The 13,763-nt window shown below is 67.9% G+C and carries 12 protein-coding genes; 6 read left to right on the forward strand and 6 right to left on the reverse strand.

Features of this window, described 5'->3' with window-relative positions; genetic code table 11:
- Nucleotides 1-46: 46 nt before the first annotated feature.
- The gene (locus DMX10_RS30240) at nt 47-982 is read left to right on the forward strand and encodes an AAA family ATPase (RefSeq protein WP_371921740.1); all 936 of its coding nucleotides are present in this window, start codon (nt 47-49) and stop codon (nt 980-982) included.
- Entirely contained in the window at nt 979-2,310 is a 1,332-nt protein-coding gene (locus DMX10_RS30245; RefSeq protein WP_111264565.1) for a DUF58 domain-containing protein, read from the forward strand. The genes DMX10_RS30240 and DMX10_RS30245 overlap by 4 nt, the downstream gene beginning before the upstream one ends.
- Nucleotides 2,311-2,833: 523 nt before the next feature.
- Here the strand turns inward: DMX10_RS30245 and DMX10_RS30250 are convergent.
- From DMX10_RS30250 to DMX10_RS30260, 3 genes are all read right to left on the reverse strand, one after another.
- Entirely contained in the window at nt 2,834-3,193 is a 360-nt protein-coding gene (locus DMX10_RS30250) for a PilZ domain-containing protein (RefSeq protein ID WP_111264566.1), read from the reverse strand.
- Nucleotides 3,194-3,254: 61 nt separating this feature from the next.
- Nucleotides 3,255-3,677: a DUF4124 domain-containing protein gene (locus tag DMX10_RS30255; protein ID WP_111264567.1), complete on the reverse strand. Its 423-nt coding sequence runs from the start codon at nt 3,675-3,677 to the stop codon at nt 3,255-3,257.
- Nucleotides 3,678-3,761: 84 nt separating this feature from the next.
- A complete protein-coding gene (locus DMX10_RS30260; RefSeq protein WP_111264568.1) occupies nt 3,762-4,136 on the reverse strand; it encodes a tol-pal system YbgF family protein in 375 nt (124 codons plus the stop codon).
- Between the two features lie 161 nt (nt 4,137-4,297).
- Between DMX10_RS30260 and DMX10_RS30265 the strand changes: the two genes are divergently transcribed.
- Both DMX10_RS30265 and pyk read left to right on the forward strand, forming a co-directional pair.
- Nucleotides 4,298-5,101 carry an outer membrane assembly lipoprotein YfiO gene (locus DMX10_RS30265; RefSeq protein WP_111264569.1) on the forward strand — a complete coding sequence of 268 codons (804 nt, stop codon included), beginning with the start codon at nt 4,298-4,300 and terminating at the stop codon, nt 5,099-5,101.
- 87 nt (nt 5,102-5,188) lie between these two features.
- Complete coding sequence (pyk, locus tag DMX10_RS30270; protein WP_111264570.1) at nt 5,189-6,640, forward strand: pyruvate kinase; 1,452 nt, start codon at nt 5,189-5,191, stop codon at nt 6,638-6,640.
- Between the two features lie 235 nt (nt 6,641-6,875).
- Here pyk and DMX10_RS30275 read toward each other — a convergent pair whose 3' ends face one another.
- The 3 genes from DMX10_RS30275 to DMX10_RS30285 are packed head-to-tail and all read right to left on the reverse strand — an operon-like array spanning nt 6,876 to nt 9,732.
- The gene (locus tag DMX10_RS30275) at nt 6,876-7,649 is read right to left on the reverse strand and encodes an enoyl-CoA hydratase (protein WP_111264571.1); all 774 of its coding nucleotides are present in this window, start codon (nt 7,647-7,649) and stop codon (nt 6,876-6,878) included.
- 24 nt (nt 7,650-7,673) lie between these two features.
- Complete coding sequence (locus DMX10_RS30280) at nt 7,674-8,612, reverse strand: iron-sulfur-binding ferredoxin reductase (RefSeq protein WP_111264572.1); 939 nt, start codon at nt 8,610-8,612, stop codon at nt 7,674-7,676.
- Nucleotides 8,605-9,732 carry a diguanylate cyclase gene (locus DMX10_RS30285; RefSeq protein WP_111264573.1) on the reverse strand — a complete coding sequence of 376 codons (1,128 nt, stop codon included), beginning with the start codon at nt 9,730-9,732 and terminating at the stop codon, nt 8,605-8,607. The genes DMX10_RS30280 and DMX10_RS30285 overlap by 8 nt, the downstream gene beginning before the upstream one ends.
- A gap of 224 nt (nt 9,733-9,956) precedes the next feature.
- Here DMX10_RS30285 and DMX10_RS30290 point away from each other — a divergent pair, with 224 nt between their 5' ends.
- A complete protein-coding gene (locus DMX10_RS30290) occupies nt 9,957-11,480 on the forward strand; it encodes a fumarate hydratase (protein WP_111264574.1) in 1,524 nt (507 codons plus the stop codon).
- 329 nt (nt 11,481-11,809) lie between these two features.
- Nucleotides 11,810-13,763, forward strand: a 1,954-nt coding sequence (gspD, locus tag DMX10_RS30295; protein ID WP_158545640.1) for a type II secretion system secretin GspD, incomplete at its 3' end; no start/stop codon positions are given.

Below are 13,763 nucleotides of genomic sequence, written 5' to 3' on the forward strand. Positions count from 1 at the left end.
CGCCGCCCCCTCGGCCGCCAGCAGCCAGCGCCAGCGCGCCAGCCAGCTGGCCCAGGCCCTGCGCCAGGAACTGCAGAAGGCCGTGGTCGGCCAGACCGCCGTCATCGACGATGTGCTCACCGCCCTGATCGCCGCCGGCCACGTGCTGGTCGAAGGCGTGCCGGGCCTGGGCAAGACCCTGCTGGTGCGTGCCCTGGCACGTTGCTTCGGCGGCGAGTTCTCGCGCATCCAGTTCACCCCCGACCTGATGCCCAGCGACGTCACCGGCCACGCCGTGTACGACATGCAGAGCGAGCAGTTCAAGCTGCGCAAGGGCCCGGTGTTCACCAACCTGCTGCTGGCGGACGAGATCAACCGCGCCCCGGCCAAGACCCAGGCCGCACTGCTGGAAGTGATGCAGGAGCGCCAGGTGACCCTCGAAGGCCGCGCCCTGCCGGTGCCCCTGCCCTTCCTGGTGATGGCCACCCAGAACCCCATCGAGCAGGAAGGCACCTACCCGCTGCCGGAAGCCGAGCTCGACCGCTTCATGCTCAAGCTGCGCATGGACTACCCCGAGGCCGGGGAGGAAATCGCCCTGGTCCGCCAGGTGACCCGCTCCGCCCGCGCCGACATGCTGGAAGTCGCGCCGCTGCGCACCCTGCTGCAGGCCAAGGACGTCCAGGCCCTGCAACGCATCGCCAGCGAGCTGCCGATGGACGACCAGGTGCTCGACTATGCCGTGCGCCTGGCCCGAGCCACCCGCACCTGGCCGGGCCTGGCCCTGGGTGCCGGCCCGCGCGCCTCCATCGCCCTGGTCCGTGGCGGTCGCGCCCGCGCCCTGCTGCGTGGCGGCGACTTCGTGCTGCCCGATGACGTGAAGAGCTGCGCCCTGGCCGTGCTGCGCCACCGCGTGCGCCTCTCGCCGGAACTGGATATCGAAGGCCAGTCCGTGGACCAGGTCCTGCAACAGCTGCTGGAACAGGTGCCGGCGCCGCGTCTATGAAACCATCGCGCATCCTGCTCGGCCTGATCGCCGGCCTGCTGGCCGTGGCGCTGGTGCTGGGCACCCTGCATGCCCTCGGCAGCAAGCTGCCGGACCAGCTGCGCCTGCTCTGGTGGGGGCTGCTCTGCGCCCTCGCCCTGCTCGCCGTGCTCGATGCGCTGTGGCTGCGCCGCCTGCCTTCGCCCGCGCTGGAGCGCCAGTTGCCGGGCAACCTGTCCCTGGGCCGCTGGGGCGAGGTGCGCCTGCGCGTGCACCACGCCTTCACCCGCGCCTTGCAGCTCAAGGTCTACGACCATGTGCCGGCGGGGATGGACACCGAGTTCCTGCCCCAGTCCGTTGCCCTGCACCCGGGCGAGGTCACCGAGTTCGGCTATCGCGTGCGCCCGCTCAAGCGCGGCCGCTTCGCCTTCCCCCTGTGCGAGGTGGAACTGCCCAGCCCGCTGGGCCTGTGGGGCCAGCGGCGCTACCTCGACCTGCCGGGCGAGACCCGCGTCTACCCCGACTTCGCCCGCCTCTATGGCGCCCAGCTGATGGCGGTGGACGACTGGCTCAGCCAGCTCGGCGTGCGCCAGCGCCCGCGCCGTGGCCTGGGCCTGGAGTTCCACCAGCTGCGTGAGTTCCGCGACGGCGACACCCTGCGCCAGATCGACTGGAAGGCCACCGCGCGCAAGCGCACGCCCATCGCCCGCGAGTACCAGGACGAACGCGACCAGCAGATCGTCTTCATGCTCGACTGCGGCCGTCGCATGCGCAGCCAGGATGGCGACCTCTCGCACTTCGACCACGCCCTCAACGCCAGCCTGCTGCTCAGCTACGTGGCCCTGCGCCAGGGCGATGCGGTCGGCCTCAGCACCTTCGCCGGCGACCAGCAGCGCTACCTCGCACCGGTCAAGGGCCCGGCCCAGTTGAGCGTACTGCTCAACGCCGTCTACGACCTCGAGAGCACCCAGCGCCCGGCCGACTTCGGCGCCGCCATCGACGCCCTGCTGGCCCGCCAGCGCCGCCGCGCCCTGGTGGTCCTGGTGACCAACCTGCGCGACGAGGACGACGAGGAGCTGCTGGCGGCGGTCAAGCGCCTCGGTCGCCACCACCGGGTACTGATCGCCAGCCTGCGCGAAGAAGTGCTGGACGCCCTGCGCCACGAACCGGTGCAAGGCTTCGAGCAGGCGCTGTCCTACTGCGGCACGGTGGACTACCTCAACGCCCGCGCCAGCCTGCACGAGCGCCTCGCCGCCCACGACGTCCCGGTGCTGGATTGCCGCCCCGGCGAACTCGGCCCCGAACTGGTGGGGCGCTACCTGGCCTGGAAGAAGGCCGGCGTGCTCTAACCCCATCGGGGCACAACCGTACCCGTATGCTTGATTCCCGGGCTGAAGCCCGGGCTACGGGAGTCAATGCCCGAGCAAGAAACCGGAACCACGTGGCGGCTTGGCCGCCATGATGGGTTTCGCTTCGCTCTACCCATCCTACGTACTGATGCGCACAACATCTGGGCCGACGTGCGCCGATGTTGGAGCAGCCGCCAAATGCCCCCTTTCAGGAGGCCGAGCGCAATCGTTGTGGAAGGGGTTGAGCGACATGGATGTCGCGAGAGCGATGTCGGGCCAGGGATGGCCCGTCAGCGCGTGCCCCTGGAACGATGATGGAGCGAGGGGAGTCTGGCGCCAGCCAGACCCGTATGTCGGGGGCGAGTTTTTTGGTTCCTTTTCAACGATTGGAAAAGGGACTCGCCCGGGTGGGCGAAACCAAAAGCATCAGCAGAACTCGGCAATCAGCTGAGCTCAAATCCTCCAGCACCAATTCAAACGCCAGCCGCCGCGCCTGAGGCGCAGCGGCTAACGCCGGATACGGCTACGCCGACGCGGCGAGGGGACGAAAGCTGAAGTAGTGGCGCAGCGCCTCGACCATCTCCACGTATTCCGGCGGCGGTGCCACCAGGGCGAAGCCAGAGTCGAAGTTCCCCGGGTTGACGTCTTCCCGGCTCCACTGGCAGGTCGCATAGAAGTCGATGAAATGCTGCTGGCCGTCATGCCCCGGGATCTTCAGGCGCATGTCGAAACGGGCCCCTACCAGCATCGGCAGTTGGCTGATGAGCATCAGGCCGTCGAGGGAAACGTTGCCCAGATAGCCCATGGGTTTGTCGGTGATGCGGTTGAATACCTTCAGGTAGTAGGGCAACTGATGGCGTTCTATTCGGCGCTGGCTACGCATGATGGCGAATCGCTATTGATGGCCGTTCAGTATGGCCTCACTACTGCACTCGAACCAACTATTAACCGCAGTGCTGGCTGATCTCCGCGGTCAATTGGCGACGGGCGGCATCGATCTCGCCGTCGCTGTAGTACTGACGCTCACCCTTCTCGTCGAGACGGTAGAAAGAGGCACCTTCGCGAAGCCGCGCGAGATCGCTGCGCAGCTTGCCGCATTGCTGTTGACGCTGGTTGCGTGCGTCCGCCGCCTTGCGCTGGGCCTCGGCCTGCTCCTGGCGGCGGGCATCGAAGAACTGCTCGGTGCGTTGCTCGCGCTCGCGGGTGGCCTCGTCACGTTCCACCACCTGCGGCTTGACCTGGACCTGCTGGGCGCCGGCCTGGGGACGCTCGCTGAAATGGACCTTGCCACTGGCGTCGGTCCAGCGATAGATCTCCGCGCTGGCCAGCCCCGGCAGCAGGACGACCAGCAAAAGCAGGCGACGCATGGCACCCCTCCCTGAAACAAAGGCAAAGCTTAGCGCTGGCACGAAGCCACTCAAGCGAGCCACGACCGACGGTCGAAACATCGGTCAGAGCGCGGCCGGGCTGGCCTTGGCGGGCGCGGCGCCGCTGATCTGGCCCAGCTTCTCCAGGGTCTCCAGCCGCGCCCGGGCGCGGTAGGCGTACTCGCTGGTGGGGTAGCGGCCGATGATGAAGTGGTAGGTCTGCGCGGCGTCCACGAACAGGCTCTGGCGCTCCAGGCACTGGCCGCGCAGCAGGGAGATCTCCGGCTGCATATAGGCCCGCGAGCGGCTCTTGCGCTCGGCCTGGGACAGCTCGAGCATGACCGTGTCGCAGTCGCCCTCGTCGTAGGCGTGGTAGGCATTGTTCAGGTGGTGGTCGAGTGACCAGCGGGTGCAGCCGGTGAGGCCGGCGAGCAGGGCCAGGATGATCAGCGTGCGCATGGGTAGTTCCTCCGTTGGCGAGTATATCGGCGCTGTCGGATATTTCTGCAACGCCATCCGGCAGAGACCCGGGCACATCCTCCGATGGGACTTGCGCCACGCCCCCGCGGCCCCGGCCGAGCCGCTGCTAGACTCGCCGAAACACCGCCATCGGAGCCCCCATGCAGCCCGTCCGCCCTGCCCTCCTGAGCGCCCTCCTGCTGCTCGCCGCCTGCTCCCCCACCACGCCTCTGTTCATCGCCCAGGTGACCACCAACGAAGCGGTGGAATACAAGGTGATGAAGAACAACCGCATGGCTGCGGCCGTGGAGGAAGACGGCGATCTGCTCACCTACAGCGCCATGGCCATCCGCGACGGCACCAGCGCCGAGGCCGAGAAGCTCTACCTGACCGGCTACGAGGACCACCAGTTCAGCGCCGAGGTGCGCGCCATCTCGCTCTACCAGATCGGCCTGATCTACATGAGCCGCTACAACGACCAGCGCGACGACACCAAGGCGCTCAACCGCTTCTACCAGATCACCAACGAATTCCCCGGCACCCGCGCCGCCGAGCGGGCCGAAGCACGCATCCTGATGATCCGCCAGCGCGCCGACGAGCCGGTGCAGAAGACCGCCCGCGAGTTGCTGGCGGACTGGAAGCCCAGCCAGAACCTCGACCTCTACCGCAGCGACCTCGACCCGGACATGACCCTGCTCTCGCGCCGCGCCGTGCTCAAGGACCGCGTCGACGAAGCCGAGCAGCTCTACTCCCTGGCCCTGGGCGACGCCCACGTGCAGCCCGACATCAAGGCCCGCTCGCTGTACCAGATGGCGCTGATGAACCTCGCACCGGCCAACCCCCGGGCCGACCGGGGCCGCGCCATCGGCTACCTGCGCCGCCTGCTCGCCGAGTTCCCCGATGCCGAGCAGGCCGAGAACGCCGCGCGGCACCTGGACCAGGCCTTGAATCCGGGCGTGCAATGACCCCCGCAAAGGGTAGTGAAGAGGAACAATGACTACAGGTTGCCAGCGGTGTAGCCTCGGGCTCTGCTTGAAAAATGGAGCCTTCGCATGTCCCTTCGCCGCACCAAGATAGTCGCCACCCTCGGCCCAGCCAGCAACTCGCCCGAGGTGCTGGAACAGCTGATCCTCGCCGGTATCGACGTCGCCCGCCTGAACTTCTCCCACGGCACCCCCGACGAGCACAAGGCGCGCGCGCGCCTGGTCCGCGAGCTGGCGGCCAAGCACGGCCGCTTCGTGGCCCTGCTCGGCGACCTGCAAGGCCCGAAGATCCGTATCGCCAAGTTCGAAGGCAAGCGCATCGAGCTGGAAGCCGGCGACAAGTTCCGCTTCTCCGTCACCCACCCGCGTGACGCCGGCAACCAGGACGTGGTGGGCATCGACTACCCGGACCTGATCAAGGACTGCGGCGTCGGCGACGAACTGCTGCTGGACGATGGCCGCGTGGTCATGCGCGTCGACGCCACCACCGCCGATGAACTGCACTGCACCGTGCTGATCGGCGGCCCGCTGTCCGACCACAAGGGCATCAACCGTCGCGGCGGCGGCCTCACCGCCCCGGCCCTGACCGCCAAGGACAAGGCCGACATCAAGCTGGCCGCCGAGATGGACCTGGACTACCTGGCCGTCTCCTTCCCCCGTGACGCCGCCGACATGGAACTGGCCCGCCGCCTGCGCGACGAAGCCGGTGGCAGCGCCTGGCTGGTGGCCAAGATCGAACGCGCCGAAGCCGTGGCCGACGACGAAGCCCTGGACGGCCTGATCCGCGCCAGCGACGCCGTGATGGTGGCCCGTGGCGACCTGGGCGTGGAGATCGGCGACGCCGAGCTGGTGGGCATCCAGAAGAAGATCATCCTGCACGCCCGTCGCTACAACAAAGCCGTGATCACCGCGACCCAGATGATGGAATCGATGATCCACAGCCCCATGCCGACCCGCGCCGAAGTCTCCGACGTAGCCAACGCCGCGCTGGACTACACGGACGCCGTGATGCTCTCCGCCGAGAGCGCCGCCGGCGAATACCCGGTGGAAGCGGTGCAGGCCATGGCCCGCGTCTGCGTCGGTGCCGAGAAGCACCCCACCAGCCAGAAATCCAGCCACCGCCTGGGGCACACCTTCAGCCGCTGCGACGAGAGCGTGGCCCTGGCGACCATGTACACCGCCAACCACTTCCCGGGCGTGAAGGCCATCATCTGCCTCACCGAGAGTGGCTACAGCCCGCTGATCATGTCGCGCATCCGCTCCTCGGTGCCGATCTTCGCCTTCTCCCCCCACCGCGCCACCCAGGCTCGCGTCGCCCTCTTCCGCGGCGTGCAGACCGTGCCCTTCGACCCGGCCGCGCTGCCGGCCGACAAGGTCAGCCAGGCCGCCGTGGACGAGTTGCTCAAGCGCGGCATCGTGCAGCAGGGCGACTGGGTCATCCTCACCAAGGGCGACAGCTATCACACCGTCGGCGGCACCAACACCATGAAGATCCTCCACGTCGGCGACCCGCTGGTGTGAGGCATCCGCAGTAAATGGAAAGGCCGCTCATCGAGCGGCCTTTTTCATTCGAGCAGAGCATGACCGACATGTAGGGTGGAGGTCGCTTTTTACCTCCACCAAGCGGAGTCGAGCGTGGCACCTGTGCGTGCCTGACCCGCCTTATCGATGGGTTGCGCGGAGCTCGCGGAACGCCGCCCGCCCCATCCTGCGGTTGCCGGAGCGCTGTGGGCCGGGCGAGACCCGCGTGCGAGCCTCAGGCGAACCTTGAGAAATCCGGCTTGCGGCGCTGCATGAAGGCCGAGAGCGCTTCGATCGCCTCGGGGGTGCGCAGGCGCTGACCGAACAGCTCGCCCTCCTCCATGATCACCTGGCGCAATTCCTCGCGGCCCGGCTCGCGCATCAGGCGCTTGCTCACCGCCACGGCAGAAGGTGCCAGCTGCTCGAAGCGCTGGGCCATCTCGCGGGCACGGGCCAGGGTCGCGGCACCATCGTCCAGCGCCTCGTTGGCGATGCCCCAGGCCGCCGCCTGCTCACCGGTGAAGGCTTCGCCGAGCAGCAGCAACTGTGCGGCGCGGGCATGGCCGAGCATGCGCGGCAGGATCAGGCTGGAACCGAACTCCGGGCACAGCCCGAGGTTGACGAAGGGCATCTTCAGCTTGGCGTCGCGGGCCACATAGACCAGGTCGCAATGCAGCAGCAGCGTGGTGCCGATGCCCACCGCCGGGCCGCTCACCGCCGCCACCACCGGCTTGGCGAAATCGAATAGCGCCTTCATGAAGCGGAACACTTCGCTGTCCAGCCCCGAGGGCGGTGCCTGGATGAAATCGGCGACATCGTTGCCGCTGGTGAAGCAGGTCTCGCTGCCGGTGATCAGTACCGCGCGCACGCTGCGATCCTCGCCAGCCGCGTCCAGGGCATCGGCCATGGCGCCGTACATGGCGCGGGTCAGGGCGTTCATCTTGTCCGCACGCTGCATGCGGAGGGTCAGCAGGCCCTGGTCACGTTCCAGGTGGATGTGCTCGCTCATGGTGGCTCCTCGGCGGTGGCCGCCTCAGAAGGAGCGGCTCAGGAATACGTCGGCCAGCAGTTGATTGCGCGGCAAACCGGCCAGATAGAGGCGGCGCGCGAAGTCTTCGACGCTGGCGGGGCTGCCGCAGAGTAAGGCGACGGTCTGGCGCGAAACAAGCCGGAGATCGGCCAAAACACCTTGCAGCTGCGCCGTGGTGGTCAGCTCGACCCGCAGGTTGTCGTGGCGCCCGGCCAGCGCCCGCAGGGGTTCGGCGAGGTAATGCCCGGCCGGGTCATGGGCCAGGTGAATGAGGCGGATCGCGCCCTGGTGATGCTGGCGCAAGGCCTCGCGGAGGATGCCCCAGAGCGGCGCCAGGCCGGTGCCCGCAGCGAGGATCAGCAGTGGCCGGCCATCCCAGTCCGGGTCGTAGTGCAGCGCGCCACCGCGCAGCTCGCCCAGGCGCAGGGTGGCGCCGACCTGCAACGGCCGCAGCGCATCGGCGAAGGCGCCGGGCTGGCGGCAGTCGATGTGGAACTCCAACCAGGGCTCCTCGCCCGGCACGCTGGCCAGCGAATAGGGCCGGGCGACCCCCTCGGCGTTCCACAGCAGCAGGTGCTGCCCGGGGCTGTAGCGCACGGGGCGCTGGGGCCGCAGGCGCAGGCGCGCGACCTCGCCCAGCCAGTCCAGCGCCACCACCTCGGCCGGCAGGCCATCACGCTGCGGGTCGAACGCCTCCACCACCAGGTCCGTCACCACCCGGCACTGGCAGGCCAGGCGCCAGCCTTCGGCGCGGCGCTCGGGGTCGAGCGCCTCGGGCCGCGCGTCGAGCGGCTCGCCGGCCAGGCAGCGCACCAGGCAGGCATGGCAACTGCCGGCCCGGCAACTGAAGGGGATCTTGCATCCTGCGGCGTTGAGCTGGTCCAGCAGGTTGCTGGACGGTGGTACGGTCCAGCGTCTTCCCGCGACCTCGATTTCAGGCACCCTGCTCCTCCCAGGCGGCATCGCAGCGGTTCCGCCCGCCACGTTTGGCCCGATAGAGTGCCTGATCGGCGCGCTGCAGCGCATCATCGAGCTCGTCGCTCACCGCCAGCAGCGTCATGCCGGCCGACAGGCTCAGCCCGTCCACCTCGACACCCACCGGATCGGCGGAGGCGAAGGCCTCGCGCAGGCGCTCGCAGCAGGCGGTGAGGCGATCGGCATCGCAGTTGGGCAACAGCAGGACGAACTCCTCCCCCCCGTAGCGCGCCAGGATGTCGCCATCGCGCAGGCAGGCCCGCGCCACGGCGGCGAAGGTCTGCAGCACGCGGTCGCCGGCGGCATGGCCGTGGATGTCGTTGATGCGCTTGAAGTGGTCGAGGTCGATCAGCGCCAGGCCGTGCTGGCGGCCGGGCGCCAGGGCTTCCAGCTCACGGGTGGCCAGGCGCAGGAAGTGACGGCGGTTGAACAGCCCGGTCAGCTCGTCGGTGGCGACCAGGTCTTCGAGCTGGCGCATCATGCCGCGCAGCGTGTCCTGGTGCGCCTGCAGGGCGAAGCGCCGCTGGCGCATGCGCTGGCGCAGGGCCTGCACGTAGCTGGCGAACAGCGCCAGCCAGCCCAGCACCACGAACAGCGCGCACACCTGCAGCACCGCCAGGGCCGGTTCGGCGAGGCGCATCTGGTACGCCTCCCACAGGTTGAGCCCGGTGAAGGCGAAGAAGCCGATGGCAGAGCACCGTACGAAAACCCGCGGCTGCAGCTGGAACACGCCGAACAGCATGATCAGCACATAGACCACCAGGAGTGCGCCCCGGGCGCCCTCCAGGTCGGACAGCAGCAAGGTATGCCAGGCGAGGGCCACCAGGACCTGCGCCTCGGTCAGGCTGGGATCGCGAAAGGCCAGGTTGCGGCCGCTGAGGAAAATGAACAGGAAGGCCAGTTGCGAGAGCACGATCAGCCCGCAGGCGACCAGTGCACTGGCGAAGGAGGCCTGGTACAGGTCCCCCAGGACGGCTATCCAGAACAGGCAGAGCGCCAGCGCATAGGTGCAAGCGGCCATGCCGAAGCGTTTCAGCAGCAGGCTTTGCAACGCACGATGGGTGACCCGTTGACTCGCTGTGCTCATGGGCTCCATCCCGTAGTGGCACCATGCCGCCACTCTACGCCCGTGATCACAAAAAACCTAGGGGACGCGTGAGGGGCGGTCAGCGACCAAGGTCGACTGTCGGCGGGTGTGCCCGCGCTTGAGCACGCGGTATACTTCCGCGCCATTTTCACCCCCAATCCAATGCGCGCCGGGTCGTGGTCCGGCGCTTCCCGATGTTCCCGAATTCAAGAGGAGCGCGCCCCATGACCGTGATCAAGCAGGACGACCTGATACAGAGCGTCGCCGACGCACTGCAGTTCATTTCCTATTACCACCCCGTCGACTTCATCCAGGCCATGCACGAGGCATACCTGCGCGAGGAGTCGCCCGCCGCGCGCGACTCGATGGCGCAGATCCTGATCAACTCGCGCATGTGCGCCACCGGTCACCGCCCGATCTGCCAGGACACCGGCATCGTCACCGTTTTCGTGCGTGTCGGCATGGACGTGCGCTGGGATGGCGCCACCATGAGCGTCGACGACATGATCAACGAAGGGGTGCGTCGCGCCTACAACCTGCCGGAGAACGTGCTGCGCGCCTCCATCCTGGCCGACCCGGCGGGCGCCCGTAAGAACACCAAGGACAACACCCCGGCGGTCATCCACTACTCCATCGTCCCCGGCAACACCGTGGAAGTGGACGTCGCGGCCAAGGGCGGCGGCTCCGAGAACAAGTCGAAGATGGCGATGCTCAACCCCTCCGACTCCATCGTCGACTGGGTGCTCAAGACCGTTCCCACCATGGGCGCCGGCTGGTGCCCGCCGGGCATGCTCGGCATCGGCATCGGCGGTACCGCCGAGAAAGCCGCGGTGATGGCCAAGGAAGTGCTGATGGAGTCCATCGACATCCATGAGCTGAAGGCCCGTGGCCCGCAGAACAGGATCGAGGAGATGCGCCTGGAGCTGTTCGAGAAGGTCAACCAGCTGGGCATCGGCGCCCAGGGCCTGGGCGGCCTGACCACCGTGCTCGACGTGAAGATCATGGATTACCCGACCCACGCAGCCTCCCTGCCGGTGTGCATGATCCCCAACTGCGCCGCCACCCGTCACGCCCACTTCGTGCTCGACGGCTCCGGCCCGGCCGAACTGGAAGCGCCGCCGCTGGACGCCTACCCGGAGATCGTCTGGGAAGCCGGCCCCTCCGCGCGCCGCGTCGACCTCGACACCCTGACCCCGGAAGACGTGCAGAGCTGGAAGCCGGGCGAGACCGTCCTGCTCAACGGCAAGATGCTCACCGGCCGCGACGCCGCGCACAAGCGCATGGTCGACATGCTCAACAAGGGCGAACAGCTGCCGGTGGACCTCAAGGGTCGCTTCATCTATTACGTCGGCCCGGTCGATCCGGTCGGTGACGAAGTGGTCGGCCCGGCAGGCCCCACCACCGCCACCCGCATGGACAAGTTCACCCGCCAGATCCTCGAGCAGACCGGCCTGCTGGGCATGATCGGCAAGTCCGAGCGCGGCCCCATCGCCATCGACGCGATCAAGGACAACAAGGCCGTGTACCTGATGGCCGTCGGCGGCGCCGCCTACCTGGTGGCCCAGGCGATCAAGAAGTCCAAGGTGCTGGCCTTCGCCGAACTGGGCATGGAAGCGATCTACGAGTTCGAAGTGAAGGACATGCCCGTGACCGTCGCGGTCGACACCAAGGGCGAGTCGGTGCACATCACAGGCCCTGCGATCTGGAACAGGAAGATCGCCGAAAGCCTGGCGGTGGAAGTGAAGTAAGCCTCCCCGCTCCATGAAGAAGCCCGGCCCCCGCGCCGGGCTTTTTCATGGGCGCGGATCAGCGCCAGCGTCGCTGCAGGGCGGGTTGATCCATCAGGAAACAGGGCGTCATCGCAGGGCAACGCCCGGGATTTTCCTGAATCTGCCAACCAGTCGCCCATGACCGAATGGTCAGGATAAACAGTGTGAAACCGCCCACAGTTGCAAGCGGATTTTTAGTACATGCGTGCAACTTTACTTATTCTCGCCAGTCCTTCGGCCCCGGGTAGGGCCCTCCAGAGAAAACCAGCAAGGCGCATGGATGCGCGGATGTCTGTCGAGCTTTCCAGATGCCTCGTGCCACACCCGTATTCCCGTCACTGCGCCTGGTGGCGCGCTACCTGCTGCTGACGCTGCGCACCAGGCTCCGTCATGTCGCCTGGATCGTCCTGCTGCTCTGCCCCCTGGCAATGGCGCAACCGTCCGCTGACGGCAGCGAAGAGCGTTGGACCATCAACATGCGCGATGCCGACATCCAGGACTTCACCGAACTGGTGGCCGGCATCAGCGGCCAGACGCTGGTGCTCGACCCGCGCGTCAAGGGCCAGGTCACCGTCATCTCCGAATCACCGCTGACCCTCAGCGAGGTCTACCAACTGTTCCTCTCGGTGATGAGCACCCACGGCTACAGCGTGATCGCCCAGGGCAACCAGGCGCGCATCGTGCCCGACATCGAAGGCCGCAGCGTCGCCAACAGCCCCCTCGGCAGCGGGCCGGAAACCTTCGAGACACGCCTGATCCAGGTGCAGCAGACCCCGGTCAACGAGCTGCTGCCGATGATCCGCCCGCTGGTGCCGCAGAACGGCCACCTGGCGGCCATCCCCTCCAGCAACGCCCTGATCGTCAGCGACAAGCGCGCCAACATCGAGCGGCTGATCACCCTGATCACCCAGCTCGACCGGGCCGGCGCCGACGACAGCGTGTTCTACGACATGCAGCACGCCTGGGCCAAGGACGTGGCCGCCATGCTCCAGGAAAGCCTGCGCCGGGGTCAGGCCGTCGGCAACGGCAATGCCCAGGTGATCGCCGACCCGCGCACCAACCGCCTGCTGCTGCTGGGCCCGCCCGAAGCCCGCGAGCGCCTGCTGAAGATGGCCCGCCAGCTGGACACGGCGCCCGTGCGCTCCGCCAACACCCGGGTGGTGCGCCTGCGCCACGGCGATGCCAAGGACCTGGCCAAGACCCTCAGCGACCTGTCCGAGCAGCTGCGCGGCGCCACCTCGCCCACCACCACCCAGGCGCCGGTGCTGATCCGCGCCGACGAAGGGCTCAACGCCCTCATCCTCATGGCCGAGCCCGACATGGTCAGCCAGCTGGAGGAGCTGGTGCAGCAGCTCGACGTGCCCCGGGCCCAGGTCCTGGTGGAAGCCGCCATCGTCGAGATGTCCGGCGACGTCAGCGAAGCGCTCGGCGTGCAGTGGGCCATCGACGGCCGTTCCGACAGCGGCCCCATCGGCGGCACCAACTTCAGCAACACCGGGTTGTCGGTGGGCACCCTGCTCGGCGCCATCGAAGCCAAGACCCCGGTCAACCTGCCCGACGGCGCCATCGTCGGCATCGGCAACGACAATTTCGGCGCCCTGATCACCGCGCTGTCGGCCAGCGGCCACAGCAACCTGCTGTCCACCCCCAGCCTGCTCACCCTCGACAACCAGCAGGCCGAGATCCTCGTCGGCCAGAACGTGCCCTTCCAGACCGGCTCCTACACCACCGATGCGGCCGGGGCCAACAACCCCTTCACCACCATCGAGCGCAAGGATGTCGGCGTCACCCTCAAGGTCACCCCGCACATCAACGAAGGCGGCACCCTGCGCCTGGTGATCGAGCAGGAGATCTCCTCCATCGCCCCCAGCACCGGAGCGGCCTCGCGAGCGGTCGACCTGGTCACCAACAAACGCATGATCAAGAGCACCGTGCTGGCCGACAACGGCCAGGTCATCGTGCTCGGCGGCCTGATCCAGGACGACGTGACGCGCAGCGAAAGCAAGGTGCCGCTGCTGGGCGACGTCCCGCTGGTCGGCGGCCTGTTCCGCTCCAGCAAGGACGTCAACGTCAAGCGCAACCTGATGGTCTTCCTGCGGCCCAGGGTGGTGCGTGACGGCACCCGCCTGGCCGACCTGAGCCAGGAGAAGTACCAGGACATGCGCCACCTGACCGCCGCCAAGGACACCCAGCGTGCCCTGCCGCAGGACCCGGTGCAGCTGTTCCAGCAGACGGCACCGCAAGCCCCGGCGCGAGCCACCC

Origin of the sequence: Pseudomonas sp. 57B-090624 (assembly GCF_003234055.1) — a bacterium.
In the GTDB taxonomy this organism is placed as follows: domain Bacteria; phylum Pseudomonadota; class Gammaproteobacteria; order Pseudomonadales; family Pseudomonadaceae; genus Metapseudomonas; species Metapseudomonas tohonis.